We start from the raw sequence: 26,077 nt of genomic DNA on the forward strand, positions 1-26,077 counted from the left end.
GTCCTTTCGTAGGGGCGGCGTCAGCACGCGCCAAGGGCTTCGCGGTTCAACAACGTAATACGTTTTCCAGAAACAAGAATCCATCCGCCGCGCTGAAACCGGGAGAGCGACCGGCTAATTGTCCACGCATCGCCCGCGCAATATCGGTCGTCCTGCGCGTCGCGTCCCGTGTGTGCCGGAGCCAAGGCGTGAAAGAGCCCTCAGACAAACCTGACACCCGCGCGAAGGAGATCGCCGTTGCTGCCGGTCCGCGGGCGGGCGCGACCAATGAGAGGATCGTCGCGATCTTTGACGAGATTGCCGATCTTCTCGACGTCGAAAACGCGAATCCGTTCAGGGTCCGGGCCTATCGCAATGCGGCAAGGTCGATCGGCGCGTTGTCCGAGGACGTCGGTGCGATGCTGGCGCGCGGGATCGACCTTGCCACACTGCCGGGCATCGGCACCGACCTCGCCGGGAGAATGCGCGAAATCGTCGAGACTGGGGGGAGCGAACTGCTGACGCGCCTGCGCAGCGAAACCCCCGGGCAGATTCAAATGCTGCTCAGCTTGCCGGGGCTGGGGCCGCGCCGTGTGCATCGGCTCGAGCACGACCTGAACGTGCATACGATGGAGGACCTGGCGACCGCTGCCCGCGAACATCGCATCGGTACGTTGCCCGGATTCGGGCCTCGCACGGAACAGCGCCTGCTTGACGCCGTGCAGGCCAGGCTCGACCGGCATCGCCGCTTCAGCCTGGATATCGCGATGCGCGCGGTCGAGCCTCTCATGGCACATCTCCGGGAGACCGGCGCCGCACAGGCTCTGGCGGTCGCGGGCAGCTACCGGCGGGGAAGGGATACGGTGGGAGACCTGGATATTGCCGTGGCATCGGGTCGGCCGCAAACCGTCATTCACGCCTTTCTGACCTACGGGCAGACCCGATCGGTGATCTCGGCCGGGAGCACGCGGGCGAGTACGGTGCTTCTGAACGACATGCAGGTCGACCTGCGGGTGGTGCCCGCGTCGAGCTATGGCGCGGCGCTGGTGTATCTGACCGGTTCGAAGGCCCACAACGTGGCGCTTCGCAAGATGGCGCAGGCACGCGGGCTGAAAATGAACGAGTATGGCGTGTTTCGGCAAGGGCGCAAGATCGCAGGCCGCGACGAGGCGTCAGTCTACGAAGCGCTCGGCTTGCCATGGATTACGCCCGAACTGCGAGAGGACACGGGGGAACTCGATGCGGCGCGCGACGACACGTTGCCGCACCTTGTCGAAGCCCGCGAGATCCGGGGCGATCTTCACGTCCACACGAACGAGAGCGATGGCGTCGACAGCCTCGAAGCCATGGTCATGGCAGCCGGTCGCCAGGGCCTGCGGTACCTGGCCATCACGGATCACTCTCCCCACCTGGGCATCACCCACGGGCTGAACGCCAGCCGACTCGCCGCGCAGTCGGACGCCATCGACGCGCTGAATGCCAAGGGCGGATTGCCGACAATTCTCAAGGGCATCGAAGTCGACATTCTCGAGGACGGATCGCTCGATCTTCCCGACACGGTGCTTGGCCGTCTCGATCTGGTCGTGGGCGCGATCCACAGCCATTTCGATCTGCCTGCCGACAAGCAGACTGCGCGTCTGCTGCGTGCGATCGACCATCCGCACTTCAGTATCCTCGCGCATCCCTTTGCCCGCTTGATCGGCGAGCGCGAGGCTTGCCGGTTCGACACCGCGCGCGTTTTCCAGGCGCTTGCCGAGCGCGGCGCCTTCGTCGAGGCCAACGGACAGCCCCGCCGGCTGGATCTCTGGGACACCGGCTGCCGGCTGGCAAAGGCGAGCGGTGTGCCGGTGAGCATCGCATCCGATGCCCACCGGACGGCCGACTTCCGGAATCTGAGATGGGCTCTCACGCAGGCCAGACGCGGCTGGCTCGAAGCCGCGGACGTCCTTAACACCCGGACGCTTTCCCGCCTGCGCGCAATGCTCAAGAAGACGATGTAGTGGACCGAAGCGCCTGAGGCTCGTGACAAGCCATCATGGCTGCCGCATCCCTGAAATCCCCGCACACGAACATCACGCCGGTTTGCGCCACGTCATGGCACGCCACGCGCAGATGCCTATAGTGAACCTGGTTGCCGCCGACCGTGGCAGCGCATGGGTGACCTTGATGGGAGCAAAAGTTGATGGGAGATCGAGGATGGAACGCCTGACAAATCCCGGACTTGGCGCGTTGGAGACGCTGATGGACACGGAGGAAAAGCACATTCAGGCCCTGGCGGCCGCCGCCGAATCGCCGCTCGGCGAAGTCGCGACAACCGAGCCTCACGACGACGCCGACCTGGCGAACGAGGAGGCCGCCGAACGCGTGCAAGACGCCATGATGGCGCACTACCGAGCACAACTCGCGGATATCGAAGCGGCACGCGATCGCATACGCCGCGGCGAGTACGGCATCTGCGTCGATTGTCGCCAGAGTATTCCGTATGCCCGGCTGAAGGCCTATCCGACGGCGAAGCGATGTGCCGTCTGCCAGCGTCGCCACGAGCAACTGTACGCGATCGATCGCGCGAAGTGAAAGGCGTTCGCAGGGGGGCGCGCCGATACGTGCTTGCCCTCCTGGTCACCGGACTGATGGGACTGACGCATGCTGATATCGCGAATGCTGGCCCCGCGCAACATGACGTCCTGATTCTCGTCTACCACCGCTTTGCGGAGCGCGTGACGGATTCGATGACCGTGCGCCCGGACACCTTCCGGTCGCAACTGCGTTACTTCGAAGACAACGGCTATCGGGTGGTACCGCTGTCCGACGTCATCGCCTGGCACGCCGGAGGGCCGGACAAGCTCCCGCCGCGCGCGCTCGTCCTGAGCGTGGACGATGGCCATCGGTCCGTCTATGAGGTGCTCTGGCCGATGCTGAAGGCGCGCGCGGTGCCCGTCACACTATTCATCTACCCCTCGGCGATCTCCAACGCGTCATATGCCATGACGTGGGACCAGTTGCGCGTGCTCGCGCAATCCGGAACGTTCGACATCGAGTCTCATACCGTCTGGCATCCCAACTTCAAGACGGAGCGCGCACGCTTGTCGCCAGACGCCTATCGGCGCTTCGTGCACGATCAGTTTCGCCGTTCCCGCGAGCGGATCGAGGGCGAGCTGCACCGGCCCGTTCGCCTGCTGGCGTGGCCGTTTGGAATTTACGATACTGAATTAGAGGCCATGGCCCGCGACGAGGGCTATACGAATGGGCTCTCTCTGGATGCCCAGCCCGTCACGCCGCGCTCGAATGCCATGGCATTGCCGCGCTACCTCATGACGCAGCACTGCGACACGTCGTGCCTGCGCGGCATGTTACGCAATGCACAAGCCCATCATGATTAACCGGTGGATCCTCTGGAGCGTCGCGCTGCTGTGCCTGCACCCCATGGCGTCGGCCACGGCAGACAGCCTCGCGGTGACGGCAGTCGATGCGACGACCCGCGCGCCGATTGCGGGCGCGACGCTCGTGAGCGGGGACCGCGCCTGGATAAGCGGCCGCGACGGGGCGTTCGTGCTCCCCGCTACGGCGCCGGGGGCGACGATGGCCGTATCAGTGCGTGCCCCCGGCTACGCGAGAGTGAAAGCGTCGATCCGCGGGGAAGCCCACGAGATCATCTCCATGACGCCCATCCGCCCAAAAGCCATCTACCTTTCCGTGTACGGTATCGCGAGCCGCGAATTGCTTGGCGCGGCGCTGGCGTTGCCCGAACGCACTGCGATCAATGCGCTGGTGATCGATGTCAAAGGCGATCGCGGCATGACACCGTATCCCAGTCCTGCTCGGGAAGCCGTCGGTGCGCAAGCGCACGTGCCCGCGAAGGCGCCACGGGTAAAGGATCTGCCGGCGCTGGTGAAATCGTTGCATGATCGCGGACTGTATCTCATCGCCCGCATCGTGGTGTTCAAGGACGATCCGCTGGCACAGGCCCATCCGGCGTGGGCGGTGCGCGATGCCGAGGGCAACGTGTGGCGTGACCGGGAACAGCTCAGATGGATTGATCCGACGATTTCCGCGGCATGGACCCACAATCTCGACGTCGCCGAGGAGGCGGCACGCATGGGGTTCGACGAGATCCAATTCGACTACCTGAGATTTCCGGACGCCCCCGGGCTGCAGTTTCACGAGACCAACACGGCAGAACACCGGGTCGGCGCCATCACGGGATTCCTGAGCGCCGCGCGCGAGCGCCTGCTGCGCTACAACGTCTATCTGTCGGTCGATATCTTCGGCTACGTGTGTTGGAACCTCAACGACACGGCAATTGGACAGCAGCTCGAGACCCTCGGCGAACAGGTCGATTACATTTCTCCCATGCTCTACCCGTCGGGATTCACCTGGGGCCTCCCGGGATTCGAACGGCCGACAGATCACCCAGGCGAGATCGTGTCGCGCTCGCTGGCGCAGGCCATCCGCCGTACCGGATTGCCCGGGGTGCGCTTCCGGCCGTGGTTGCAGGCGTTTCGTGACTACGCGTTCGATCATCGCAATTTCGGTGCTGCCGAGATTCGTGCGCAAACCGATGCCGCCGACGCCGCCGGGACCGACGGATGGATGTTGTGGAATCCACGCAATCGATACGAGCCGATGGCCTTGCCACGCTGAATGCGCCAAACGCGCGGACGGCCGGCCGGAGGGGATCTCGGCCGCCCCGCAAGATGCCTCGCCAGAGATGTCGCGCCATTTTGATCCAGGCCAAGTCGCGGCGCGCGCCACCGTTTACTGTATCTATATCTGGCGGGCACACACAGCGCGTCGCGCTGATGTCGGGCGCCTGGCATCCTCGCGTGGCGTCGGCGACGCTCGCGCATTCGACACAAGCCTGTGCCAGCATTTCAAGGAGTCACACCATGAAAGTCAGAGCTCGGTCTGCCATGGTCCGGCCCACGAGGTGGGATCGCTTACCGGACGAGCATGTGCCGGATAGTTACAAGCAGCCGTCAGCCGCGCCCGCACTCGCGGCTTGCCCGGTGTGTCACGCCGTCTACATGCGCGGGCATTGGCAATGGCGCGCCGTGCCTCCCGACGCGATCGCCGTCACCTGCTCGGCCTGCCATCGCAGCGCCGACGGCGTACCCGCAGCCCGCCTGTTACTGGACGGCGCCTTCGAGTCAGCGCATCGGCAGGAAATTCTCGGCCTGGTGAATCACCGCGTCCAACGGCTGCATCGCGAACATCCGATGGAGCGCGTCATGACGATCACATCGGGCGACGACGGCACGGCGATCACCACCACCGGGATGCACATAGCGCGCGATATCGGCAATGCCATTCGCCACGCCTATGGTGGGAAGCTGGATCTCGACTATGGGCACGCCGAAGCGGAATTGCACGTGCGCTGGCATCGATCCTGACGCAGGAGCCATCCCCATGCCGGATATTCGCGATTCGGTGTCGACGGTCTGCGATGCGGTACTCGCGGATCGCTACCTTGCACCGGGGGAGACCGGGCGCGACCAGGTCTTCCGGCGGGTAGCGCGTGCGCTGGCCGAGGCTGAGCCACCGGATCGACGTCGGCATGCGGCACGTCAGTTCTACGGCAACATGCTGCGCGGGGCGATCGGCGCGGGTCGGATCATGGCGAACGCGGGCACGAGCAAAATCGCCACCATGGTGAACTGCTTCGTGCACCCGATCGTCGGTCCGGACGTGTCGGTGGCCGGTCAGGCCGACATCGCGCGTGCCCTCGCTCAGGCTACGACCACTCTGCGCATGGGCGGCGGCGTCGGTTACGACTTCTCGCCGGTGGCACCGGCCGACGCGTTGGTGTCGGCATCTGACAGCGGAACGGGCGACGTCTGCGACGTCATTGAGCGGTTCGACCTGGCCTGCAAGTCGCTGGCCGTGGCCGAGACGCGTGGCGGTGCGCAGATGGCCGTGTTGCGGTGCGATCACCCGGATCTGGACGAGTTCGTCAATGCCAAGCGCGGACGTCGGCGCTGGACGACATTCAACGTGTCGGTGGCGGTGAGCACCGAATTCATGACAGCCGTTGCCCGCGATGCCGAATGGCGGCTCCAGCATCGCGCGGCACCGAATCAGCAACGACTGGCGACGGGGGCATATTTGCTCGGCAACGGCAACTGGTGCTATGCGACAGTACCTGCCCGGCGGTTGTGGGCGCGAATCGTTGACGCGGCCCACGAGAGTGCCGAGCCCGGATTGCTGTTCATCGACACGATTCGTGAATCCAACGACCTTGCCGACATCGAATCGATCGCCGCGACGAATCCGTGCGGCGAACAACCGCTTCCTGCCTGGGGGAGTTGTGTGCTTGGGCCCATCGATCTGTCAAGGCGCGTCCGGCACCCGTTCGGTGCGGGGGGGATGCCGGTGTTCGACTTTGCGGGGCTGGCGCGGCTCGTCCATGTCCAGGTCAGGATGCTCGATAACGCCATCGACGTCACGCAATGGCCATTACCCGAGCACGGGCACGAAGCCCGAAGCAAGCGGAGGATCGGCGTGGGCGTCACGGGGCTGGCCGATGCGCTGACGATGATGTGCCTGCGGTACGACGCGCCGCAGGGCAGGGATCTGGCCAGCGCCATCGGGCGATGCCTGCGCGACAACGCTTATGCGGCGTCGGCGGCATTGGCGCATGAGCGCGGCGCGTATCCGCTATTTCGTGGCGAGCGCAGCCTGTCGCCGAGACGCTTTGCGTTGGATTTACCAGACACCGTGCGCGACGACATCGCCCGCCATGGACTGCGCAATAGTCATCTGCTGTCAGTCGCCCCGACGGGCAGCGTCAGCCTGGCGTTTGGCGGCAACTGCTCAAGTGGTATCGAACCCGCCTTCGATTGGGCGTACCAGCGTCAGTTGCGCTTGCGGCACCAGGCACCCAACGCCTACTGCATCGAGAATCACGCCTACCGGCGCTTCCGTGCGTTGTGTGGCGAGCGGGCAGCGTTGCCGGACTACTTCGTCACGGCCAGTCAGGTGAGCGGCGACGACCACTTGCGCATGGTGGCGGCAATGCAACCGTTCATTGACGCCGGCATCTCGAAGACCGTGCTGGTGCCGAGCGGGATATCGAGGGAGCAGGTCGGCGAGCTGCTCTATCGCGCGTGGCAGCTCAACCTTAAAGGCGTGACGATATTTCGGCCCGGGCGCGCCGCCGACGCGGTGCTGTCTGTCTTGCCGACGTCGGCAGGGCGGCCGGCATGCTTCTGTTGAGCCAAAGGTGAGGCGTGGTCGATAGGCCGCCTGGCCCCCGGCGGCTTCGCCCGTGGTTGACCCGTATCAAGGCCGAATGAGACCGGCTGCCTATGCTCCAAGCAGTCGGGCAACGTCGCCCGCCATCGGTTTTTCGAGGATTCCTGCGATGAATGAGACCAAGCTTCCTGCGTACGCCGTCGTGCGCAATGCCTCCGCGGTTCCGGTCGCTAGCGAGTCACTGCCGGTCATTGCGCTACCGCCACCGAATCTCGAGGGTGGCGCCACCCTGATGATTTCACTGGCACGCCGCAAGAGCGTGCGCGACTTTGCGCCAACGCCGCTGTCCCCCCAGCAACTTGGCGATCTGCTATGGGCGGCGGATGGTGTCAATCGCGCCGATACGGGCGGGCGTACCGCGCCGTCGGCGCGCGGCGTGAATGAGATCGACGTGTACGTCGCCCTGCCTGAGGGGGTGTATCGGTACGAACCGGCATCGCACAAACTGCACCTCAAGCATGCCGTCGATGCGCGCAATCTGACTGGATACCAGGACTTTGTCGGTCAAGCACCGCTCGATCTGGTGTACGTGGTCAACCACGCCCGCGCCGACGCGTTTCCGCAATCCCAGCGAGACTCGTTCGCCGGGATCGCCGTGGGCGCCATTGCGCAGAATGTGTCGCTGTACTGTGCGTCGGCCGGACTGGCGTGCGTCGTGCGCGGCTGGTTGAATCATCGGATGCTGGCCAACGCCATGTCGCTCAACGAAGACGAAATTCCGGTGCTGGCCCAGACGGTGGGGCATCCGTTGGCGACGGCATGAAGCCAGCGCCCGTGCCCTTGGCGTTGGACGTCGGGGGAACGGCAGGCGGGTTCGTTTGACATCGGTCAACACGGCCGATGCACCAGCGACCATGCTTGGCTCATGGCAGCCGCTTACCTTGGCCGGGAGACATCCCATGAGCTGCTATGCGCCTTCGCGGGAGCCGTCATGTCAAAAAACATCGTCAAAGTTATCGAAGTGCTTGCCGAATCCCCCAAGAGTTGGGAGGATGCCGCCGCGAAAGCCGTCGCCGCGGCCCAAAAGTCCCTTCGCGATGTCAAATCGATCTACATCAAGGACTTGTCGGCCGAGGTGCTCGACGGCAAGATCGTCAACTATCGAATCACCGCAAAGCTGAGTTTCAAGCTTGAATAGCGGCATGTCGACGCAGCCTGGACAACATCACACCTCACGCGACCAGCCTGGTGCTCCCCACCAGATAGGGGCGCTCGGCAACTCGCACCGGCGCGGGCTCGGCCGCAATATGGAACGCGGTCACGGCCTCTTGCAGGCGCGTTGCCTGCTCTTCCATTGACGAGGCGGCAGCCGCCGCCTGTTCGACCAGGGCGGCATTCTGTTGCGTGACGTCGTCCATCTGCGTGACGGCGCGATTGACCTGCTCGATGCCATGGCTTTGCTCGCTGGAGGCCGCAGAGATCTCGCCCATGATGTCCGTGACCCGCTTTACCGCCTGGACGATGTCCGTCATCGTTTGGCCCGCCTGCTCGACCAGCATCGAGCCTTCACGCACTTGTTGAGCCGAACTCTCGATCAGCGCCTTGATTTCCTTGGCGGCCGCCGCGCTGCGCTGCGCCAGCGTCCGGACTTCGCCAGCCACCACGGCGAAGCCGCGGCCTTGTTCGCCGGCACGCGCGGCTTCCACCGCGGCGTTCAGGGCGAGGATGTTCGTCTGGAACGCAATGCCGTCGATCACGCTAATGATGTCGACGACCTTGCCGGAACTGTCGGAGATCCCGTGCATGGTACCGACCACCTGTCCGACGACGTGACCTCCGCGCTCAGCGATCTCCGAGGCGTTCACCGCCAGCGTACTGGCCTGCCGTGCATTGTCGGCATTTTGCTTGACAGTCGCGGTGAGCTGCTCCATGGACGATGCCGTTTCCTCCAACGACGCCGCCTGCTCTTCGGTGCGTGCCGACAGGTCGGTGTTGCCCGCGGCGATCTCGCGCGCGGCCGACGCAATCGATTCGGTGCCGCCGCGAATGCGGCTGACGGTGGACGAGAGGCTTTCCTGCATGGCGCGCATGGCGGCGAGCAGGCTGGTGGTATCGCCGGGTTGTGTGTCGATGGTCATGGCAAGATCGCCCTGGGCAATACGGCCGGCAATCTCGACGGCGTAGTTGGGCTCTCCACCCAGGCTCTTCTTGATGTTGCGAATGATCAGCAGCATCGCGGCCGACACAATGCCGCCGAGCACCACCAGCAGCCCGGCCCATTCGACCAGGGAGCGGTAAAACGCACTGTTGATGTCGTCTGTGTAGACACCGCCCGTAATACACCAGTCCCACGGCGCGAAGTATCCGACCCGGCTGATCTTGCCCACTGGCTTATCGTGACCGGGCTTTGGCCATTGGTAAGTAAAGTATCCACCTCCGGCTCGGCCGACGTTCGAGATTTCCCGGAACACGTATTGACCCGTAGCGTCCTTGAAGCCGGAGAGATTCTTTCCATTCAGTTCCGGCTTGATGGGATGCATCACGACATTCTCGTGCGTGTCGGAAATGGAGAGATAGCCGCTTTCCCCAAAACGCATGACCCGCACTTCGGCGATGGCGTCGCGTTGCGCATCGGCTTTGGTCAGCGTGCCTTTATCGGCGGCATCTGCATATCTTTTAATCACGCTGGTCGCCGAATCCACGACATTCTTGAGGCCGAGTTCGCGCTCCTCGATCATGGTCTGACGCGTGTTTATCGAGCCCCAGGCGCAAATGACCAGCAGGCTGATCCACATCAGGCCCAGCGCCAACAACAGTTTGGTGTTCAGGGAGAAACGGTGCACGACTACCTCCAGGACTGGCAATGGGGGGCAAGAGGTTGACTTTGGCGCAGTGGCATCGCGATCGCACGCCACGAATGGCGAGCCCATCATGGCACATCGAATGTCCGCCGCAAGCGACGGTATTCCACGGCCCGCAGACGCTCTGCAAGTCAGTTGGCCGACACTTTATCTGTCCGCGGCCCAAACGTCTGCCGGTGTTTTCGCTCATAGACTGAGTTAATTTGCGCCAGTGCTACGAAAACGCTGGCCAAGTCGTCCCCAGCGCTCGCCGCCCGACGCGGATGGCATCGGTTCTGACCGCATCCATCCTTGCATACGTCGCTTAAGGACGGGGCTGCCGTCTCACTTCGCTATCGCGCCGGACAGCAGATGCGCCTCGGCATAAGGAAACACAATGTCCAGATTTGGACGAATCAGCTTCCTGTCCTTGCCGGCGTACTGTTGCCGCATCAGCAAATCCTTGATGACACTCAGGCGCGCGACCCGTTTGTCGTTGGCCCTGACAATATTCCACGGGACCTCGTCGCTGGTACGGGCAAACATTGCGTTTCTCGCCCGGCTGTACTTTTTCCACAGCGCCACGGCTTGTTCATCGATGGGACTGACTTTCCACTGCTTGAGGGGGTCTCGATGCCGCGACGCAATGCGCCGCTGCTGTTCGTCCTTGGTAATGTCGAGGTAATACTTGATGAGGCGTATCCCCGAGCGCACCAGCATGCCTTCGAAGGCCGTGACGCTCGACATGAACTCTTCATACTCCGCATCGGTACAGAAGCCCATGACGCGTTCGACACCCGCACGGTTGTACCAACTGCGATTGAACAACGTAAATTCGCCAGGGGCGGGGAGTTCGGCCACGTACCGCTGGAAGTACCATGAGCCACGATCACGATCGGAGGGTTTTCCGAGCGCGACCACGCGCGTCTCCCGAGGACTGAGATGCTCGACGATCCGTTTGATGGTGCCATCCTTGCCGGAGGCGTCTCGGCCTTCGAAGATCACCAGGATCCTTTCGTTGCAGTGACAAAGAAAGTGTCGCTGCAGCTTGACGAGTTCGATCTGCAGCAAACGCAGTTCCCGCTCGTACTCGTCGACCGCGAGCGAACTGATCTCCGGCTCATCAGGATGATCGTGTGTCTTCGTCTTCATGCCGTTGCCCTGATTCGCGCTGCACTGGGGCCACGGGCACCGACGGCCTTGTGGACGACAGTTGGGTCACCTTCTCGGAGAGCAGGAGCTCAAGCTCGCTTCTTCCGACCACTTCTTGCGCCAGGAGGCGCTTCGCCAAGGCATCGAGCTTGGGGCGCCAGGCCTGGAGGGTTTGTCGCACCCGCTCGCTGGCCTCTGCCAGAATCTTCCGGACCTCCGCGTCGATCAGGCGCGCCGTTTCCTCGCTGCACACCTTGCGCTCACGTGGCATCATGCCGATACCATTGAAGAGTGGGTTTGGCATGTCCTCGTAGGTGGCCAGCCCAAGCCGCTCGCTCATACCGAACTGCGTAATCATCTGACGCGCAATATCTGTCGCGCGCTGGAGGTCGTTCTGCGCGCCGGTAGACACATCGCCGAAGACAATCTGCTCGGCCACGCGTCCGCCGAGCAGGACGTCGAGCCGGTCGAGCAGCTCGCTTTGCTTGAGCAGATAGCGATCCTCGGTGGGGGTCTGCTGGGTATAGCCGAGCGCCGATACGCCACGCGGAATGATGGACACCTTCGACACGCGGTCGGCATGCGGGCGCAGTTCCGCCACGATGGCATGACCGGCCTCGTGGTAGGCGATCGTCTCCTTCTCTTGAGGATTCATCACGCGATTCTTCTTTTCCAGGCCCCCGACGATACGATCCAGCGCCTCGTCGAAGTCGACCATTTCCACGGCATCCTTGCCCTTGCGTGCGGCCAGCAGCGCTGCCTCATTGACGAGGTTGGCGAGTTCGGCGCCTGCGAAGCCGGGGGTACGCGCCGCCAGCGTGTTCAGCTCAACCGTGGGCGCCAGGACGACATGCTTCACATGGACCTTGAGTATTTGCTCGCGCCCCTTCAGGTCCGGCCTGTCCAACGCGACGTGGCGGTCAAACCGTCCGGGGCGCAACAGCGCCGGATCCAGAATTTCTGGTCGATTGGTTGCCGCCATGATGATGACGCCCTTGTTGGTATCAAAGCCATCCATCTCGACCAACAACTGGTTCAGTGTCTGTTCGCGTTCGTCGTTGCCGGAAATGGCGCCCAGGGCACGGGTCTTGCCCAGCGCATCGAGTTCGTCGATGAAGATGATGCAGGGCGCCTTGGTTTCGGCCTGGTTGAAGAGGTCGCGAACCCGCGCCGCCCCGACACCCACGAACATCTCGACGAACTCCGAGCCGCTGATGCTGAAAAACGGCACGCCCGCCTCGCCCGCGACCGCCTTGGCCAGGAGCGTCTTGCCGGTGCCGGGTGCGCCGAGCAGCAATACCCCCTTGGGAATCTTGCCGCCCAGGCGCCGGTAGCGCTCGGGATCTTTCAGGAAGTTGACGATTTCGGCGAGTTCTTCCTTGGCTTCGTCGATACCGGCGACGTCGGCAAAGGTCACGCCGGTCTCCTGCTGCATGTAGACCTTCGCCTTGCTCTTTCCGATCTCCAACATGCCGCCGGCAGCACCACCTACGCGCTTGATGAGAAAGGTCCAGACCGCAAAGAACAGTAGCGCGGGGACAACCCACGACAGTAGTGCGCCAATCCACTTGTTGTCGGCCTGACCGATGAAGCGCACCTTTGCCGCTTCGAGTTCCTGGACCAATGCGGGGTCATTGACGCGAACTGTCGAGAAAGCGTGCTCTCCCTTTCCCTGGCGCTGCATCGCGTCGGCTTCGGATTTGGGGAGCAGGTTCTCGATGCCATCGGTATTGAGCGTCCCCTTGATGGCGCCTTCGCCGAGCGTGACGTCCTTGACCTTGCCAGCTTTCAATAGCACCTTGAAGTCGCTGTAAGGCAGCGTCTCGACGTCTGAAGGCGTGATGAAGCTCTGGAGGATGAGCATCGCCGTGACGGCCGCGAGCAGGTACCAAAGGGAAAACTGTTGGCGTGATTCCATGTGGGGTTTCCGTCTTGCAGTCAAATCCATCATAGGCATAACGTCAAACGCACCGATTGACGGAGGTCAAGCCCCGATGGGGACCGCTGCGGCGCGTGTCGCGCGGGGGATTCACCGGCTGCGCTCGCCATCTCGTCCGGAGTGACGCCCACGGTTGACACGCGTCAATGTCTGCTGGCGGGAAGCGGCGATAGTGGATAGGGTCGACGCCGGGTTCCGAGCCATGTCGCCAAGTGAGTCGGCAAACACCAGGCGGCGGCAGGTCGAGTTCGGCTCGTATCCCGCCGGCGCCACCGGGAGGTCAAAGTGAAATGGCTTCTGGCCGTCAAAGGTCTGTTTCCGGCGCTGCTGCTTTGCGTGTGCCTTGGGGCGAACGCCGACGTTGCCATTCCCCCATTGACGGCCCGCGTTACCGACCTGACCGGCACATTGACCCGCGAACAGGTGGCGACCCTGGAGCAAAAACTGCAGGCCTTCGAGGCCGGGAAGGGCAGTCAGATCGGGATTCTGATCGTACCGACCACGCAATCCGAAGACATTGCGCAGTACTCCATCCGCGTCGTCGAACAATGGAAGCTCGGGCGCAAGGGCACGGATGACGGTGTGCTGCTCATTGTCGCCAAGGACGACCGGCGTGTGCGCATTGAGGTCGGCTACGGTCTTGAGGGCGTTCTCACCGACGCAATCAGCAACCGGATCATCAACGAGGACATCGTTCCACGCTTCCAGCAAGCGGACTTCTATGGCGGCGTCACCGCCGGCGTCGAACGCATCATGAGCGTTGTCAACGGCGAGCCGTTACCGCCGCCGAAACGCGCCAGCGGTGAGGGAAATGGTTCGGTGCGCCCCTTCCTGCCGGTCCTTCTGGTGCTGACGCTCGTCCTTGGCGGTGTGCTTCGATCGGTTCTCGGCCGCGGCCCCGGCGCGGTCGCGACGGGGGGCATCGTCGGCGTCATCGGCTGGATACTGTCCGGAACCGTCGTCCTTGGCATGCTCGCCGGCGCGATCGCACTCGGCTTTACGATGTTCGGCGGCTCCCAGCTCGGTGCCAGGCGGATCGGCGGCATGGGCGGCTTCGGCGGATCGGGGCGGGGCGGATTTGGGGGCGGCGGCGGGGGATTCGGTGGCGGCGGCGCCTCGGGGAAATGGTGATGACAAACGTCCGACGCATCTGGCGCCACCTGCTGATGCCGCACTGGAAGGTGCGGCAAACCTTCCCGCGCAAGGCGCTGCAGGCAATCGAGCGGGCCATCGCGGCGGGCGAAGGCAACGCTATCGGCCAGCTCTGCTTTGTCGTCGAGGGCGCGCTGAACTGGGCCGGACTGCTCAACGGACTCACCGCCCGCGAACGTGCCATCGAAGTGTTCGCCCAACAGCGCGTATGGGATACCGAGCACAACAATGGCGTTCTGATTTACCTGCTGCTGGCGGACCGCAGTGTCGAGATCGTGGCCGATCGCGGCATCCACAGAAAAGTTGGCGAGCAGGAATGGGACGCCGTGTGCCGACAGATGGAAGCGGCTTTTCGGAGGCGCGAATACGAAGCCGGTGTCATCGCCGGCGTCGAGTCCATTGCCCGGCATCTGCAGCAACACTTCCCGGCACGAAGCATCGGCAAGAATGAGCTGAGCGACAAGCCCGTGATCCTGTAACGGGACGAGGGAGTGCCGTTACGCGCCCGGTTGACGCGGAAACAGCAAGGTGAAGGTGGTTTTGCCCTCCGCGCTCACGACCTCGACCCTGCCATGGTGAAGCGCCACGATGGATTTGACGATCGCCAGGCCGAGTCCCGTGTTTTTCGCGGATCCGTGGCGAGACGGATCGACGCGATAAAAACGCTCGAAAATCTTCTCGATATGTTCGGGGGCGATGCACTCCCCATGATTCGTCACGCTGACGATGGCCTGGCACGAGGATTCATGTGCACAAAGCACAATGTCGGTGCCAGCAACCGCATGCGCCAGCGCGTTCGACACGAGGTTGCTCACGGCACGCCGAAACATGCCCGCGTCCGCCCAGATGCGGGCGTCTGCCTCGACGACGATGTCCACGCCGGCCTCCTCCCCCAGTCCCTGAAAGTAGGACGCGAGCCTGCGCAGTTCACTTTGCGCGTCGAGTGTGCCAAGCACCAAGTGCTGTGTGGCATTGTCGGTGCGAGCGAGAAACAGCATATTCTCGGTCATGCGCTGGAGCCGCTCGCATTCTTCGATGTTGGAGTCGATAAGCGCCTCGTACTCTTCGATCGTGCGCGTGCGCGACAACGTGATTTGCGACGAGCTGATGACGTTGGCAAGCGGCGTGCGCATGTCGTGCGCGAGATCGGACGAGAATTGCGAAAGCCTCACAAACGCGCGTTCGAGCCGGTCCAGCATTCGATTGACAGACAGTGCAATGTCCTGGAGTTCAAGCGGTCCGCCGCGAATGTCGAGTCGCTCACCGAGATTGTGCGCTTCGATGCGAGAGGTCTGGCGACCAATGCTCCTGACCGGCCGGAACCCTCGTCTGGCAATGGCATACCCCAATGTGCCGACCAGCACCGCCCCTGCGGCCATCGCGAGAAGTACGTCAACGCGGTACCTATCGAGCAGCGATCGGCGATCGGACGCTGTGCGCACGAGCGAGACGCGAACCGTGCCGCCCGCCGGCAACACCTCCTGCCCGGAGATACATCGCGACAGGCCGATTCCCTCGGGCTCGCACGTATAGGGCACTCCCAACGCGTGGTGCGATGTCACCACGGGTAACAGGTCCACCGCATCCGAGTCCGAGTGTTCCACCAGCGGGGTGTTGTTCTCGTCAAAGATGCCGAGATAAACCCCTGGGTGGGACAGCAGCACCTCGTGAAAGAGCGTGGGATTGGCGCGTACCGCCGCCATCGAGCCCTGATCGCGAATGAGCTGGAGGAACTGGTTCAGCTTGCCGGTAATTTCGATGTCGTCGCGCCGTTGTAGCTCCGTGGCCAACGAATCATAGAGGAACGTGCCCACCAGGGCGAATACGAGAATGGCGACCGTCGAAAACGCCACCGTGAGACGGCGCAGCAGGGAGTAGGGCGTGGCGTCGAGGCTCACGAGCGATCCTCGAGCACGTAGCCCATGCCACGGACCGTGTGCAGCAGCTTGTTCTCGAATGCATTGTCGATCTTGGCGCGCAGCCGCTTGACGGCGACATCAACGACGTTCGTGTCACTGTCGAAGTTCATGTCCCATATCTGCGAGGTAATGAACGTTCGCGTCAGCACCTCGCCCTGGCGCTCCGCCAGCAACTGGAGCAGAGAGAATTCCTGTGCCGTGAGGTCCACCCGGATCTGCCCCCTGCGCACACGGCGCTTGATCAGGTCGATTTCAAGATCCGCAATGAGCAGCGTGTCTCGCACGGCACGCGGCGCACGTCGCAGGAGCGATCGAATCCGGGCCAGCAATTCCGCATAGGCGAACGGTTTTGACAGATAGTCGTCCGCGCCCAACTCCAGGCCAGTCACCTTGTCGTCCACGGTGTCTCGCGCGGTCAGCAGAAGCACGGGCGTCTGCTTTTGCATCCGCAAGCGCTTGAGGACTTCGAAGCCATCCAGTTCCGGGAGCATCACGTCAAGCACGATCAGATCGAAATCTTCGTGTAGCGCGAGAAACAGCGCGTCTTTGCCGTTGTTCGCCGTCTCGACCGTATAGCTTGCCTCCGTCAGACCCTTCCTGAGGTAGGCGGCCATTTTGGGCTCGTCTTCGACTATGAGTATGCGCATATCAGAAATGGGCGGGCCGGCGGCCGATGCCGCCAAGGTCGTGGGTGGGCGTCATGCGCGCAGCGAGGCATTATCCCATGCCCGGCCTGGACGTCCGCGGCGCACGCCGCGGCGTCCCTCCGTTCATTCAGGACTCAACGTGCCGAGCGCCGCGACCACAGCGAGGATCGCCGTGGCAGCGTTGGCTTCGATAAAGAGACTCCGGCGCAGCGCGGATATCGCCGCATGGTAATCCCCGCTTTGTACCCGGATCTCGAGCAAGGGCGCCAGCTGGTAGCGATTCGCTGCCGCGAGGCCGAGCATCAGACCAAAGAGCGCGAGCTTGACGACGAGCAACTGCCCATAGGACGTGGTGAACAGACCGCTCAACGTGGGACCGACGATCATGCCGTAGTTGATCAGGCCGGTGGCGACAAGCGTCACGACGATCATGGCGCCCACGACCGCAAAACTGTTCAGCGTCCGGCTCAACAGGGCAATGCGCGCTTGCGGCGTGGAATGATCGACGCGCAGTAGCAGCCCGAAGGCCGTCAATGCGCCCACCCATCCGGCGGCGGCAATGAGGTGGAAAACGTCGGACGTGAGGTGGAGGACGCCTTTGTCCCCTTCGTCCATCACCCCGTGTCCGCCCCAAGCCAGCGTAATCAGCGCGATACCGCCTGAGATGGTGGCCACCGCCAGCGACGCCGTAGGGCGGCGTGCGAGGGTGATGGCGGCCGCAAGACTTGCCGCCAGGGCGGCAAGGCGAGCCAGCCACGCCGCGCCGAAGGCCGTACCTGAGATCAGCATCGAAAACGCGTGCGCCTCGATCGAGGCGTAATCGGACGCCCCGGTCATGGCTTTGCCCATCACGATGATGCTGCCGGCAGACAACGCCACGCCGATTGCAACCAGCGCCACGAGCAGCGCGCGCAGAGGTCTCACGACATACGCGGAATGTCGTTCATGGCGTCGCAACGCGTAAAGGGCGAAGAGCGGCAATCCAAAAAGCAGCATGAGATCCAGGTAGAGCGCGAACCGGACGGCGATGTTTACCCAACCGTCCATGCCGATCACTTCACCGTAAACATGAGCTTGCCGGTCACCGGATGCGTGTCGGAAGAAATGGCGCGCCAGTCGACGCGATAGGTGCCGGCAGGCAGGGGTTGCGACGGCGCGATGACCATGACCTTGGGATCGTCGCTGCCCGACACCTTCGCGGCGACCCGCATCGGCGCATGGCTGGACATGCCCGGCATCCCCGTCATGACGAGCGCCGCGCCGGAAAATTGGGTCATCAGGTTCTCGGAAAAGTGCAGCTCGATCTTTTCGGGGGCAGCGCCGTCGGCATTTTCCTGCGGCGTCGAGGACAACAGTTTGGGATGCGCATAGGCGGCCGAGGCAAGGGCCGCGGTGGCGACGATCACCGCGAGGCGTGAGGCGACGGGTCGAAGATTCATCGGTAACTCCGTGGGTAATGGGTGAGGCAAAAAGGGGATTAACCGTTGTGCGCCGGACGTTCGAACGTCGACGTCAGAACCAGGCGCGAACGCCCGCGACAAAGGACACTTCACTGCGTCGCTGGCCCTCCTGCTCTGCGAAACGCGCCGTATTTCCGTAGCTTCGGTCCCAGTTGACGCCGATATAAGGGGCGAATTGGCGATCGAGTTCATACCGCAAGCGCAAGCCGAGCGAGGTGGACGACAGGCCCGCACCGATACCTCGGCTCGCATCGTTCTTGCCGTAGATATTGATTTCCGCCGTCGGTTGCAGCACCAGACGGTTGGTAATGAGCAACTCGTACTTGGCTTCCAGCCTGGCGGCGGTCTGCCCGGCCTGGCCGACATAGGCGGTTGCCTCCGCTTCGAAGTTGTACAGCGCAAGCCCTTGCAGGCCGAACGCTGCCCATGTCTGGGACCGGCCCGGCTTGAAGTCGTGGCGAACGCCACCGACCACGTCCCACCATGGACTGATCGCATGGCCCCAAAGCGCCTGGACTTCCGCCGCTTCCAATCCTTGTCCTGTCCGCTTGCCTTCCGAGCGGATCCATAACCGGTCGATATCGCCGCCCACCCAGGCTGTCCCTTCCCAGTTCAAGGCGTTGCCGCCGCCGGTGTGTTGCCACTCAAGTTTGTCGAACAGCACCAGGTAGTTGATCTCGGCGTCGCCCATGTCGTGCATATGCCCGCCGTGGAATACGGCGTTGCGATCCGCGTCCGTGAGCGGCGGAACCGGCGACGCCACCATGTTGGGTGCGGCAGGTTGCATGGGTTGAATCTCCACGGCATCCGCCGCAGCCTGATCATGCGCATGGGCGGCCGCCGTCTGCGCGAGCGCGGGGGCAGCATGTCCGAAGGCGACCGACACGCTGAAGGCGAGGGCGGTTCGCTTGAGGCGTCGCTGGATTGTCGATGACGTCGGTTTATCCATTCGCATCACTCTTGCACGCGTACTTCGCGAAACATCCCCGTTTCCATATGGAAAAGCAGGTGGCAGTGGTAGGCCCAACGTCCGAGGGCGTCGGCGGTGACGCGGTAGCTTCGCTTCGAGCCGGGGGCGATATCGATCGTGTGCTTGCGCACCATGAACTTTCCGTCCTCGCCCTCCAGATCGCTCCACATGCCATGGAGATGTATCGGGTGCGTCATCATGGTGTCGTTGACCAGCACCAACCTGACCCGCTCGCCGTACTTGAGGCGAATCGGCTGCGCGTCCGCAAACTTCACGCCATCGAACGACCAGGCGAACTTTTCCATGTGACCGGTCAGGTGCAGTTCGATCGTTCGCGTCGGTTCACGCCCGTCGGGATCGGGAAATGCACTCCTGAGATCGGCATAGGTCAACACGCGGCGTCCATTGTTGCGCAGCCCGATCCCCGGATCCGAGAGCCGCGGCGTGGGGCTCATGGCTTGCGCATCGACCAATGGATTTCCGTTTTCCGTTGCCGGATGCGATTGCATTGCGCCCATCGCGGACATGGATCCATGATCCATGCTCGACATGTCCGCTGCTGCGCCGTGGTCCGTTCCCGACGGGCTTTCCATGCCCTGCATCGCACCTTGATCCGTGCCCGACATGCCGTCCATTGTCGGTAGGATTTCACCGTTCATGCTGGACATATCCATGCCCGGCATGGCGTTGTGGTCCGTGGCAGACGTGCCATCCATGGTTTGTAGCGCCCCATCGTTCGCGCTCGACATGTCCATGCCGCCCATGCCCATGTCGTCCATGGTGAGCAGCGGGCGTGGATCCGGGGCGGGCACCTCGGCCGCCATGCCTTCGCGCACCGCCAGGGTGCCGCGGGCAAAGCCGGTGCGATCCATCGACTGGGCGAAGATCGTATAAGCCGAAGCTTTTTCGGGCTCGACGATCACGTCGTAGGTTTCGGCGACCGCCATCCGGAATTCATCGACGGTGACCGGATTGACGTATTGACCATCGGCAGCCACGACGGTCATCTTCAGGCCGGGGATTCGCACATCGAAATAGGTCATTGCCGACGCATTGACAAAGCGCAGGCGGATGCGCTCGCCCGGGCGAAAGATGCCCGTCCAGTTGCCGTTGGGCGCCAGGCCGTTCATCAAGTACGTGTAGGTATAGGCGCTGACGTCCGCCAGATCCGTCGGACTCATGCGCATCTCGGCCCACATCTTTCGGTCGGCAATCGTCGCGCTCCACCCTTGGGTTTTGACGTCCCGAAAGAAGTCGGCGATCGTGCGCTGGTGAAAGTTGTAGTAATTGGATTGCTTCTTGAGCTTCGCCTTGACGCGCCGCGGGTCCTCATCCGTCCAATCGGAGAGCATGACCACGTAATCCCGGTCGTAAGCGAACGGCGCCGGGTCCTTCGCGTCGATGACCAACGGGCCGTACACGCCGGTCTGCTCCTGCATAGCCGAATGGCTGTGGTACCAATAGGTGCCGTGCTGCTTCACCTTGAAGCGATACGTGAACGTTTCGCCCGCATCGATGCCGTTGAAGCTCAGTCCCGGAACCCCATCCATATTGCTCGGCAGAAGGATGCCGTGCCAGTGAATGGAGGTTTGCTCCCGAAGCTTGTTCGCGACGCGCAGGGTGACTTCATCGCCTTCGCGCCAGCGCAGGATCGGGCCGGGCAGGGTGCCGTTGATCAGCGTGGCGGTGCGCGATTGCCCCGTAATGTTGATGGGGGTCTGGCCGATATCGAGATCGAACTCGGTGCCCGCGAGCACATTGGGCTGCCCCGGACTCGAAATCGCCCAGACGGGCGGGCGCCAAAGCCCGAGCCCGCCGGCAAGGCCGGCCGCGCCCAATCCTTTCACGAAGGTCCGTCTGCCGAAATGGGTTTGCATGTATCCGTATCCGATTGTCTCGACAACGCCGTATGGATCGACGCCCGTCCCTCGGTACCGAGGGACTTGCCCGGTCGGTACCTTGCGGTAGGGTGCGAGATTATCCGGGTGCTGCCATCGATAACATGACGGCAAGATGACGAATTTGTCATGATCGAGACACCCGCGGGAAGATGATGCGCGAGCGTCATTGCCCGCACGGGTCAGCGGGTGACCCGTGCGGTGCCTGCCAGGTACCCAGCCTCAGCCTCGACGGGCGGCCCAGATCGTCTTGCGGTTCAGCAGCAGCGGAATGACACCGATGACAATGCCACCCATCCCGACGATATTGGTGGCCCAGTCGAAGGTCGGGATGCTATAGATCGCGATGAAGAAGAGGAAAAGCCCGCTGGCCACCGGCCAGACGACGTGGGTCACGGCGGCCCACGGCCCCTGCGTCAGCACCTTGCGGTAGTACCAGCCGCAGGCGAGTCCAGTCAGTCCGAGGTAGAAGCAGATCTGGAAGCCGATGGCGGTAATCGAATCCTGCAGGATCACGTTGATGGTTGGCAGATAAGACGACAGGAACAGCAGGGCCAGCCCGATGATCCAGATGAAGAAGATGGCGACGTGCGGCGTTTGCCAACGCGGATGCAGTCGCGCGTAGCGATGGTGGAGAGCACCGTCGCGGCTCTTGGCGAAGAGTGTGCGCGTGAACTGCAGCATCTGCGTCTCGACCGTTCCCACCGTGCTCAGCAACACCGCGATGATCGCGACGTAGCCCCAGGTCGGCCCGAACAGCTTCTCGGCAATGGCGAAGATGATATTGGTGTTGTAGTGCTGAATCTCGGCGTCCGACAGCCCCAGCAGGGCGATGACGATGAAGACGAGGAAGAACACCATCAGGAACACCATCGACCAGAACGCGGCCCGGCCGGGGATGCGGTTCGCGTCACGCGTCTCCTCGCTGAGGTTCATGGTCACGTCCCAGCCGTAAAAGAAGAAGATCGCCACCAATGCGCCACTGGCGAACTGTGTGGGCGTGAACGCGAAGGGCGAGAACCAGTTCCACGAGAACGCGTGCTGTTGCACGTGCGGGAACACGAAAAAACTCGCGACGATGATCACCAGCAGGATGACGCCCTCGATGATGGTCATCATCACCTGGACGTAACTGGTGAGCTTGACGCCCTTGACGACGATCGCACTGACAATCGTGAGCCACGCGGCCGCGATCAGCGTCACGTAGTGCACGTTATTCATCATGGGGCGATCAAAGATGAGCAGCGTGGCATTGGCGGCGGGAATCATGGCGGACACCATGAACACGCAACACAGCACCAGAAGCGCCCAGCCGGCAAAGAAGCCGAGCGTACGCCCGAAGACCATGCTCACCCACGAGTAGGAGGTGCCGGCACTGGCCAGGGCGCGGTTCATGTTGATGAACGCGTACGCGATGCCAAACATGATCAGCCCGCACACCAGGATGCTCGCCGGCGAGAGCGTGCCGGACGTCCCGATGATGGTCGACGTCGTGATCTCGACACTGTAGGCCGGCGCAGTGCCGGCGATGCCCATGATCACGGATTCGACGATGCCCAGCGAATCGGCGTTGAGCTTGGCGGGTTGGTCCATAGGCGTGCGGTTCTAGTCTAGGTTGACACGGATGGATCGACGTTTTACTCCATGCGGGATGTCCAGGCAAGAGGGGGGATGCCATTCTTGCGTTTACCGTTGTTTTCTCCCGTGCCGCCGCGTCGCCATCGACTTGGCACCGACAATCGACCGGTCCTTGCCTTCCCGACGGCCGACCGCGGTTCACTTGGGCGCAGGGTCGACTGGATCACCCCCTGAATTGGATCTATCGCAACGTTATCGACGCCATGGCGGCGGGTCGAAGGCACGCTTCGCCGTTTCGAGAAACACCCGCTGACGGCTCGAAAGTCCATGGCGCGTTGGCACCAGCGCCATGATGGGGGCGGGCTCCAGGCGCCATTCCGGCAGTATGCGAACCAGTTTGCCGGCGGCAATCAGTCGCGCGGCATCCCACTCGGACCGCTCCATCATGCCAAGTCCGGCGGCGGCCCAATCGCGGATGACCGTGCCGTCGTTGGACGACAATGTCCCGGTCACTCGGATCGTGGTGGCCTTGTTTGTTGCTGTTCCGCGATCGTTATTACGCATGAATCGCAAGTGCGTGGCGTCATCGTCGTTCTCTCGCAAGCCTAGGTATTCGTACCTGACGAGCTCGGATGGATGCTCGACTGCCCGCAGGCGGCGCGCGAAAGCGGGGGACGCGCAGAGATAGCGTTCGTTGGGCGCCAAGTAATGACCGACCCAAGACGACGCCCTGACGTTGCCGATGGAAATAACGACGTCCGCGCCGGAAGCTGCGGTGAGCGGACTATCGGCGAGAACAAGCGACATCGAAAGGCCCGGGTGCTCCCGATGAAGCTCGCGAACCAACGGTGCCATGTGCGCGCGACCAAAGCCAAACGGCGCCACGATCCGAAGATTGCCTGTGAGGTTGCCCGGTTCTCCTGAAACTTGGGACGGGATTGCGTCGATACGCTCCAGAAGTTCAGACGCTTCATGTTGTAATCGCTGGCCCTCGTCGGTCAGGGAGATGCCTCTTGCGCCGCGTACCGCAAGGCGGACCCCCAGGCGCTCTTCCAGGCGCTGCAGGCGGACCGTGACCGCCGGCGGCGTCAGGTTCAGCAGACGCGCCGCGGCGGCGAGCGATCGCGACGCGCCCAGGGCACGGAACAGGCGTAGATCGTCCAGGTCGATCATTAAGTCACCTTTAATCTCATGGTCCCGCGATATTACACAGGACAGAATCCAGGCGGCGCGTTTGCGAGGACATCGGTCCATTCTCCATGGCGAGGAGCTGATTCAAGGGCGACTCTCGCACTGGGCACCGGCCTTTTGATAAGACTTTCCTGCTGCTGTCGTCACCGGAAAGCCAGCCGACGCCGGTTCTGCCCCGGTGACTTGCTCGCAAGGCCCCCAGTGTGTTGATCCGCGCGATCAGCGAGACGTCCGTGCCGCCGTTCCCGTCGGATTTTCGAGGTGGGGGCTGTGCGTTCTGCGCTCACTTATGCCATCACCTCCTGATCGACAACACCCTCCCGGGCGAGGTTTTTCCACTTTCAAACGGTTCGGCCTTGTCTTGTGGGCTGGATCACTGTGAACGCCGTCAGGAACGCTCCAACACATTCTGTATCGATCGATATATAATTACTCCCGGTGTGTTGCAACCGAGCGTTCGAACGCGCAACGCCATTGCCCGTGGATGGACGCATGGTCGTTCACGAGCCTGCGCGGTAGGCGCGACATGGGACTGACGAGTCGATGCCGCAACCCTCCCGCAATCCACGTATCCATCAAGGTATCCCTGAAATGAAACGAACTTTCCTGATCACTGGCGCAAGCAAAGGCATTGGCCGCGCACTTAGCGAGCGTCTTGCCGCGGCGGGCCATCATGTCGTCGGTCTCTCACGCAGTGCAAACGACGCAACCTTCCCGGGCACGCTTGTTTCCGTCGATTTGACGGATCGACAAGCCACAACCAATGTCCTCAACGATTTGGCGCAGCGCTTCGCCTTCGACGGCGTGGTAAACAATGTCGGGTTCATTGAACTCTCCCCGCTCGGCTCGATTGACCTCGATGGCCTTGATAACGCGATGCGAGAGAACCTTGCGCCCGCCGTACAGACGGTCCAGGCTTTGCTGCCCGGGATGAAGGCGAGGGGGTGGGGGCGCATCGTCAATCTGTCCAGTCTCGTGGTCCTGGGCGTTGCAAAACGATCGACCTATGCGGCGGCGAAAGCCGCAATGATCAGTTTTACGCGAACCTGGGCCTTGGAGTTGGCCGAGACGGGTATCACCGTGAACGCCGTAGCCCCGGGTCCGACAGAAACCGAAATGTTTCGTGCCAACACGCTGCCGGGCAGCGAAGCCGAGCAGCGCTTTCTCTCGCTCGTTCCGATGAAACGGTTCGGACGCCCCGAAGAGTTGGCCGCCACTGTGGCGTTCCTTCTCGGTGAAGACGCCGGTTTCATGACGGGACAGACACTGTTTGTCGACGGTGGGGCATCGATCGGGCGCGCGATGATCTAGCCATTCTCTGTACGGCCGGCGTTACCCGCGCATCGCCGCCGGTAACGCCTTCGCCAATTGAACGGTTCAATCGATGCTCAGGGGGCGCAGTCCGAGTTGTGTCAGGGCCGGTGACACCGCCCCGACAAGCCAATCGCGTTCAGGATGAATGCGCGCGATCACGCGAACGCCGAGCAAAACGGCCAGCAGATGATGGGCAGCCTGCCTCGCGTCGAGGTCGGGGCGAAGTTCGCCGGAGCGCTGGCCCGCGTCAATGTTGCGAAGGAAGAACTCGGTAAGGTGCGTCAGTTCTTCGGTAATGGCCCCGCGTAATTCCAAATCCCCGGGCGCCGCCTCGAGCGCCGAGTTCACCATCAGACAGCCACGTTGCTCCCTGTCGTCGAGCGATCGTTGAACAACGTCGGTAAAAAAGTCCGTCAGCGCCGTCCCAGGCGTCGCTGTGGATTCATGCCGCGAAATACGCTCGCGCAGCGTCTGGTTCAAATAGTGATCCAGCACACGAAGGAATAGGGTGCGTTTGTCGCCGAATGCATTGTAGAGACTCGGCTGTGTGAGTCCCGTCGCCTTCACCAGGTCACGCGTCGACGTCGCTTCATAGCCGCGCGCCCAAAAAGCATCGCGGGCAGCATTGAGGACATCCGCCGGATCGAATCCGCGTGGGCGGCCCATACACAGCTCCCGATTGAGTGGAAAACGATATTTTATATCAATCGATACGAAATGACGATCTGCCAGGGGGATCGGTTAAAAAAGACTTTGAATTTATCTGCAAAATCAATTATATTCCAAGTCAGAAACATGCGAATCGCTTAAGCCGACTGTAGCTCGTGCAGGGCATGTCGGGCGCCAC

Annotated in this window: 23 protein-coding genes and 1 pseudogene; 11 read left to right on the forward strand and 13 right to left on the reverse strand. The window is 62.7% G+C overall.

From position 1 onward, the window contains the following. Positions 1 to 188: 188 nt before the first annotated feature. The 8 genes from polX (at position 189) to PTE31013_RS17390 (ending at position 8,368) form a co-directional block, all read left to right on the forward strand. The gene (polX, locus tag PTE31013_RS17355; protein WP_246174661.1) at positions 189 to 1,979 is read left to right on the forward strand and encodes a DNA polymerase/3'-5' exonuclease PolX; all 1,791 of its coding nucleotides are present in this window, start codon (positions 189 to 191) and stop codon (positions 1,977 to 1,979) included. Between the two features lie 196 nt (positions 1,980 to 2,175). Further along, on the forward strand, positions 2,176 to 2,553 hold the full coding sequence (locus PTE31013_RS17360; protein ID WP_150614021.1) for a TraR/DksA family transcriptional regulator: 378 nt from the start codon (positions 2,176 to 2,178) through the stop codon (positions 2,551 to 2,553). Positions 2,554 to 2,609: 56 nt separating this feature from the next. Then, positions 2,610 to 3,359: a polysaccharide deacetylase family protein gene (locus PTE31013_RS17365; protein ID WP_174978620.1), complete on the forward strand. Its 750-nt coding sequence runs from the start codon at positions 2,610 to 2,612 to the stop codon at positions 3,357 to 3,359. Further along, complete coding sequence (locus PTE31013_RS17370; RefSeq protein WP_150614023.1) at positions 3,352 to 4,620, forward strand: putative glycoside hydrolase; 1,269 nt, start codon at positions 3,352 to 3,354, stop codon at positions 4,618 to 4,620. The genes PTE31013_RS17365 and PTE31013_RS17370 overlap by 8 nt, the downstream gene beginning before the upstream one ends. Positions 4,621 to 4,865: 245 nt before the next feature. Continuing rightward, positions 4,866 to 5,369 (forward strand): BCAM0308 family protein, encoded by a 504-nt coding sequence (locus PTE31013_RS17375; protein ID WP_174978613.1) that lies wholly within the window; start codon positions 4,866 to 4,868, stop codon positions 5,367 to 5,369. 16 nt (positions 5,370 to 5,385) lie between these two features. Further along, positions 5,386 to 7,191, forward strand: coding sequence for an adenosylcobalamin-dependent ribonucleoside-diphosphate reductase (locus PTE31013_RS17380; RefSeq protein ID WP_150614024.1), 1,806 nt, complete (start codon positions 5,386 to 5,388; stop codon positions 7,189 to 7,191). A 148-nt stretch (positions 7,192 to 7,339) separates the two neighbouring features. Then, on the forward strand, positions 7,340 to 7,993 hold the full coding sequence (locus PTE31013_RS17385) for a nitroreductase family protein (protein ID WP_150614025.1): 654 nt from the start codon (positions 7,340 to 7,342) through the stop codon (positions 7,991 to 7,993). Between the two features lie 168 nt (positions 7,994 to 8,161). Then, positions 8,162 to 8,368: a dodecin family protein gene (locus tag PTE31013_RS17390; protein ID WP_150614026.1), complete on the forward strand. Its 207-nt coding sequence runs from the start codon at positions 8,162 to 8,164 to the stop codon at positions 8,366 to 8,368. Between the two features lie 34 nt (positions 8,369 to 8,402). Here PTE31013_RS17390 and PTE31013_RS17395 read toward each other — a convergent pair whose 3' ends face one another. The 3 genes from PTE31013_RS17395 to ftsH all read right to left on the reverse strand — a co-directional run bounded on the left by PTE31013_RS17395 (position 8,403) and on the right by ftsH (position 13,080). After that, positions 8,403 to 10,013 (reverse strand): methyl-accepting chemotaxis protein, encoded by a 1,611-nt coding sequence (locus tag PTE31013_RS17395; RefSeq protein WP_150614027.1) that lies wholly within the window; start codon positions 10,011 to 10,013, stop codon positions 8,403 to 8,405. Positions 10,014 to 10,355: 342 nt separating this feature from the next. After that, positions 10,356 to 11,162: a polyphosphate kinase 2 gene (gene ppk2 / locus PTE31013_RS17400; protein WP_150614028.1), complete on the reverse strand. Its 807-nt coding sequence runs from the start codon at positions 11,160 to 11,162 to the stop codon at positions 10,356 to 10,358. Beyond that, entirely contained in the window at positions 11,134 to 13,080 is a 1,947-nt protein-coding gene (gene ftsH / locus PTE31013_RS17405) for an ATP-dependent zinc metalloprotease FtsH (RefSeq protein WP_150614029.1), read from the reverse strand. Before ftsH ends, ppk2 begins: the two co-directional genes overlap by 29 nt. 306 nt (positions 13,081 to 13,386) lie before the next feature. Between ftsH and PTE31013_RS17410 the strand changes: the two genes are divergently transcribed. Next, positions 13,387 to 14,232 (forward strand): TPM domain-containing protein, encoded by an 846-nt coding sequence (locus tag PTE31013_RS17410; RefSeq protein ID WP_150614030.1) that lies wholly within the window; start codon positions 13,387 to 13,389, stop codon positions 14,230 to 14,232. Next, positions 14,232 to 14,732, forward strand: a complete 501-nt coding sequence (locus PTE31013_RS17415) for a TPM domain-containing protein (protein WP_150614031.1) — start codon at positions 14,232 to 14,234, stop codon at positions 14,730 to 14,732. Before PTE31013_RS17410 ends, PTE31013_RS17415 begins: the two co-directional genes overlap by 1 nt. Positions 14,733 to 14,750: 18 nt before the next feature. Here the strand turns inward: PTE31013_RS17415 and PTE31013_RS17420 are convergent, their stop codons facing one another. From PTE31013_RS17420 to PTE31013_RS17455, 8 genes are all read right to left on the reverse strand, one after another. Beyond that, positions 14,751 to 16,151: a heavy metal sensor histidine kinase gene (locus PTE31013_RS17420; RefSeq protein WP_150614032.1), complete on the reverse strand. Its 1,401-nt coding sequence runs from the start codon at positions 16,149 to 16,151 to the stop codon at positions 14,751 to 14,753. Next, entirely contained in the window at positions 16,148 to 16,819 is a 672-nt protein-coding gene (locus tag PTE31013_RS17425; RefSeq protein ID WP_150614033.1) for a heavy metal response regulator transcription factor, read from the reverse strand. The genes PTE31013_RS17420 and PTE31013_RS17425 overlap by 4 nt, the downstream gene beginning before the upstream one ends. Positions 16,820 to 16,942: 123 nt before the next feature. Next, complete coding sequence (gene copD, locus PTE31013_RS17430) at positions 16,943 to 17,866, reverse strand: copper homeostasis membrane protein CopD (protein ID WP_150614034.1); 924 nt, start codon at positions 17,864 to 17,866, stop codon at positions 16,943 to 16,945. Positions 17,867 to 17,871: 5 nt separating this feature from the next. Next, positions 17,872 to 18,258, reverse strand: coding sequence for a copper homeostasis periplasmic binding protein CopC (gene copC, locus PTE31013_RS17435; protein WP_150614035.1), 387 nt, complete (start codon positions 18,256 to 18,258; stop codon positions 17,872 to 17,874). A gap of 73 nt (positions 18,259 to 18,331) precedes the next feature. Beyond that, the gene (locus PTE31013_RS17440; protein WP_246174663.1) at positions 18,332 to 19,228 is read right to left on the reverse strand and encodes a copper resistance protein B; all 897 of its coding nucleotides are present in this window, start codon (positions 19,226 to 19,228) and stop codon (positions 18,332 to 18,334) included. A 5-nt stretch (positions 19,229 to 19,233) separates the two neighbouring features. Then, entirely contained in the window at positions 19,234 to 21,126 is a 1,893-nt protein-coding gene (locus PTE31013_RS17445; RefSeq protein WP_150614037.1) for a copper resistance system multicopper oxidase, read from the reverse strand. Positions 21,127 to 21,369: 243 nt separating this feature from the next. Then, positions 21,370 to 22,740, reverse strand: coding sequence for an APC family permease (locus PTE31013_RS17450; protein WP_150614038.1), 1,371 nt, complete (start codon positions 22,738 to 22,740; stop codon positions 21,370 to 21,372). Between the two features lie 237 nt (positions 22,741 to 22,977). Further along, positions 22,978 to 23,898, reverse strand: a complete 921-nt coding sequence (locus tag PTE31013_RS17455; protein ID WP_150614039.1) for a LysR family transcriptional regulator — start codon at positions 23,896 to 23,898, stop codon at positions 22,978 to 22,980. A 609-nt stretch (positions 23,899 to 24,507) separates the two neighbouring features. Between PTE31013_RS17455 and PTE31013_RS17460 the strand changes: the two genes are divergently transcribed. After that, positions 24,508 to 25,227, forward strand: coding sequence for an SDR family oxidoreductase (locus PTE31013_RS17460; protein ID WP_150614146.1), 720 nt, complete (start codon positions 24,508 to 24,510; stop codon positions 25,225 to 25,227). 66 nt (positions 25,228 to 25,293) lie between these two features. Here PTE31013_RS17460 and PTE31013_RS17465 read toward each other — a convergent pair whose 3' ends face one another. Both PTE31013_RS17465 and PTE31013_RS25320 read right to left on the reverse strand, forming a co-directional pair. Continuing rightward, positions 25,294 to 25,710 carry a TetR family transcriptional regulator C-terminal domain-containing protein gene (locus tag PTE31013_RS17465; protein WP_343039558.1) on the reverse strand — a complete coding sequence of 139 codons (417 nt, stop codon included), beginning with the start codon at positions 25,708 to 25,710 and terminating at the stop codon, positions 25,294 to 25,296. A gap of 24 nt (positions 25,711 to 25,734) precedes the next feature. After that, positions 25,735 to 25,896 (reverse strand): annotated as a pseudogene (locus tag PTE31013_RS25320) (helix-turn-helix domain-containing protein); the annotation flags it as partial. Positions 25,897 to 26,077: the final 181 nt, after the last annotated feature.

Source organism: Pandoraea terrigena, from assembly GCF_902459705.1.
Classification (GTDB): Bacteria; Pseudomonadota; Gammaproteobacteria; order Burkholderiales; family Burkholderiaceae; genus Pandoraea; species Pandoraea terrigena.